General features: G+C 39.2%; 4 protein-coding genes. 2 read left to right on the top strand and 2 right to left on the bottom strand.

Annotated elements, in window-relative coordinates; translation table 11 throughout:
• Nucleotides 1-176: 176 nt before the first annotated feature.
• Together IQQ51_RS01160 and IQQ51_RS01155 are read right to left on the bottom strand one after the other, a co-directional pair.
• Complete coding sequence (locus tag IQQ51_RS01160; RefSeq protein ID WP_193840152.1) at nucleotides 177-395, bottom strand: hypothetical protein; 219 nt, start codon at nucleotides 393-395, stop codon at nucleotides 177-179.
• Between the two features lie 415 nt (nucleotides 396-810).
• Nucleotides 811-1,314: a helix-turn-helix domain-containing protein gene (locus tag IQQ51_RS01155; protein WP_193840151.1), complete on the bottom strand. Its 504-nt coding sequence runs from the start codon at nucleotides 1,312-1,314 to the stop codon at nucleotides 811-813.
• Nucleotides 1,315-1,435: 121 nt separating this feature from the next.
• Between IQQ51_RS01155 and IQQ51_RS01150 the strand changes: the two genes are divergently transcribed.
• Nucleotides 1,436-2,734 carry a phage/plasmid replication protein, II/X family gene (locus IQQ51_RS01150; protein WP_102286457.1) on the top strand — a complete coding sequence of 433 codons (1,299 nt, stop codon included), beginning with the start codon at nucleotides 1,436-1,438 and terminating at the stop codon, nucleotides 2,732-2,734.
• Between the two features lie 83 nt (nucleotides 2,735-2,817).
• Nucleotides 2,818-3,096: a single-stranded DNA-binding protein gene (locus IQQ51_RS01145; protein WP_016793952.1), complete on the top strand. Its 279-nt coding sequence runs from the start codon at nucleotides 2,818-2,820 to the stop codon at nucleotides 3,094-3,096.
• Nucleotides 3,097-3,155: the final 59 nt, after the last annotated feature.

Below are 3,155 nucleotides of genomic sequence, written 5' to 3'. Positions count from 1 at the left end.
TGCGTATTATGGTGATGAATTATGTTGAGGGTCTGCCAAGGGCCTAGAGCATACAACAACGTGGGCGAGGGATATGCTCAATTAGAAAGGCCAGCTTGCTGGCCTTTTTTAATGCTCATCGGGAGAATCGTTTTGTAGCGAGAGCCCGTAATATAATTCGCATAATGCGAGTTTCTCTAGTTACCTAAGTCGTATTCGTTTTCTAGCAAATCTGTTTTTAGTTTTAACTTTTGTATTGTTTCAATCATACTCGCTAGTAGTAAGAGTGTGCTATCAGTAGTGTCACCTCCGAATGATCTTTCATCTGCAATTGCGCCTAGTTTATTACTTAGCTCGTTAATATTTTCAGCTATTGAATTGTTTATTGTTTCTAGTTCGTTGTTTACTGATGTCATGTTTACCTCGATGTTTTATTGGCAACTATTTGCCTTTTTGATTATTTGATACATCGCAAGCTTGAGCAACAGCGTCCTCTAATATTACACATTCGGACTATATTTATTTTACTTTTGTGATAAATGCTCGATTTTCACTGCTATAAGCTTGCTTGTAGAGAGAAAATGAGTAGCTAAGCGCCCACTTTTTTCAAGGGGTAGTTTCAGTCAATCGCGCGGCAGTTTTTAGTTTATCTCGACCTATGACGAATATTGACGAGCGAGACTAAGCGAGGAAAATTGAGGAGTAGGTCGAAGCTAGACTTTTCGAATGGAAGGGGCCCCGTTTCGTCGGGGAAGGAGCCATTCGTAAATGGCTCTTTCGGCCAAAGGTACACTATCTTTAATAGTGTACTCTTGTCTCATTTTGAGACATTCAACTCTTAAGTGCTTCTTCCCAAGCATTTAAACAACGATCTTTTTCTTCTTCATTGTTGAACTGAATAGAACCATTTTTATAAAGCTCTAACATCGTCTTAGCTTGTTCTCTTTGTCTTTCTTTATGAGTAAAGAAAGGGGTGTTAGATTTTTCTGAAAGGGCCAACATAAACTCTTCTGGATCTTCTAAATGCTCATAGATCGTCAGTATTAGATCTGTTTCTGATGCATCGCGTATGCATGAGCTAACCAGTTTTAAAAAATCGAAAGGGTCGATACTGCTTGAGCTGCGCTTACCTTGACAGATTTCCTTTTCATTTAATTTAAGGATGCTAGATAACTCAGCTACTTGGCTAGCTTTAGGTTCTGTGATTCCACGTTCCCATTTACTAACAGTTTGCACTGTAACATCCATTCTATCTGCAAGATCGTCTTGTTTGATTGATAGTTCAATTCTGCGGTCTTTTAAGACCTCACCAATACTCATGTTTACGTTTTCCATATAAGAACCTTACTTTAGTTTAAGTTTACACCCATTTTTGTGTTGCCAATTATTAGCTCATACTTTAATGTATGTGTAAATACACAAAAGTAGTTGTTAATCTTCTTGACAGGTTTTTAGAGTGATAGACAAACTTAAGATATCAATACCGTTTAAGACTGAATTTACCCATACGACTCATCAAGAGAAGTCGGGTGAAGCTGTGTCTTACGCAGATATCAAGGAATGCTCTCGTCGAGGAATTGGCCTTGAGGCAAAAACGATCTTTTTTACTGGTGAGGTTGGGGCGGCTCAATATGAAGTTGCTGATCTACGCCATCCATTCGAGTCATTACCAACTCACTTTACAGGTATGGCGTTCAAAATTTACCAAGGTACAAAATACCGTTCACCTTGTATTGAGCTGAAAGCGTCGCCTGCAAAAATTCTTCAAGGTCATAATGTATATGGACCAACTTCTATCGAAGTCGGTGCTATCGAAATGCTTATGGCGTTCTACAACAGTTACCCTGATGTGTACGAAATGCTAAATGTTCCATCATCAACACTTGATGCTGTAGACGCTACATATTCGGCGCGAGTAAAAACAGAATTAGAAGCTCGTCAAGTTATCCAACAACTTAAAAATGTCTCTAACAAACAAATGCGTACAGCTGTTCGCAATGAGCACGAAACAACAGTTTACTTCAACAAAAACTCACGACACTGCGACAGAAAGGCTTATTTAAAGGGGCCTGAGTTTAACCGTCAGTTACGTGACTTCCGCGCACAACAAGAAAAAGGTAATCGTTCATATGACCGGGTCATAGACGTTATGTCAGATCCAAAGCTCATTAATTATGCTCGACATTTAGTTCGTTTCGAAGCTGGAGCACACCGTAGATACTTAGACGCAATGGACATCCCCAAGAATTTATTCGACGCAATTAGCTACCAAAAAGAATACGAATCGACAGGAAAAAACTTAATTGCAGACATCTGGAAGAGATCATTTACACCATTACTTGAAGCGCTAGAAGGACAACGCATGAACATATTTAACGATGAAGAAGTGCATCAAAAACTCAAACAGACTTACTTTCGCTATACACCTAAAGGAAATATTTCATATGCCAAAGCCGATAAGTTGTTCCGGTTTTATCGTTCACTTATCTCAGATGGTTATAAAGCGGTTTATCAATCGTTTACGTCAAGACAAACTTTTTCTAGGCATTTGAATGACTTGCTATCAATCGGATTCTCTAAAGCTCAATTACAAAACTTGCAAGGCAATGGAAGTGACAATGTCGTTCCTTTACTTCAAGTCATTAACATTGATTTCTCACAACAACATCCGACTGATTATGTCGAGCCAATAGCAGGCCATATATCAAAACTCTACGGATACGGTGGCGACAATGTTATTCGTTTATCCGCTTAGTTTTATGTATGTACTTGGTACGCGCAGCGCACCAGGTACATACATAGAGCTAAGTAATTATCCAACCAAAGGAAACCAACCATATGTTAAAAATCGAAATATTCCCAGAGAACGCACAAGTCGAAAGTCGTTCAATCCCAGCCAAAGACAATAAGCCACCGCGTAATATCTATGAACAAATAGCTTACGCATACTTAGGTGGGAAGTTCCCAGTCGAAATGAAACTGCAACTCGAACAAGGGCAACCGGCTTACGTTGCCGGAACTTATACATTACATCCATCGAGCTTTGTCATAAATCAGTACGGCTCACTAGAACTGAAACGCTTCGGTATACTGATAACACCAATTAATGATAAATAGAAAGCTAGATGAATCCGCACTAAGGCCCACAAATCAAACTAGTCTAAGTGCGTATTATG

The sequence above is a fragment of the Vibrio sp. OPT18 genome (assembly GCF_015163615.1).
In the GTDB taxonomy this organism is placed as follows: Bacteria; Pseudomonadota; Gammaproteobacteria; order Enterobacterales; family Vibrionaceae; genus Vibrio; species Vibrio coralliirubri.
This window is presented reverse-complemented; position numbering and strand designations above follow the sequence as displayed.

Excerpts from the sequence above, each read along its gene's own strand:
- IQQ51_RS01160 (WP_193840152.1), bottom strand. The coding sequence starts at position 395 with ATGACATCAGTAAACAACGAACTAGAAACAATAAACAATTCAATAGCT.
- IQQ51_RS01155 (WP_193840151.1), bottom strand. The coding sequence starts at position 1,314 with ATGGAAAACGTAAACATGAGTATTGGTGAGGTCTTAAAAGACCGCAGA.
- IQQ51_RS01145 (WP_016793952.1), top strand. The coding sequence starts at position 2,818 with ATGTTAAAAATCGAAATATTCCCAGAGAACGCACAAGTCGAAAGTCGT.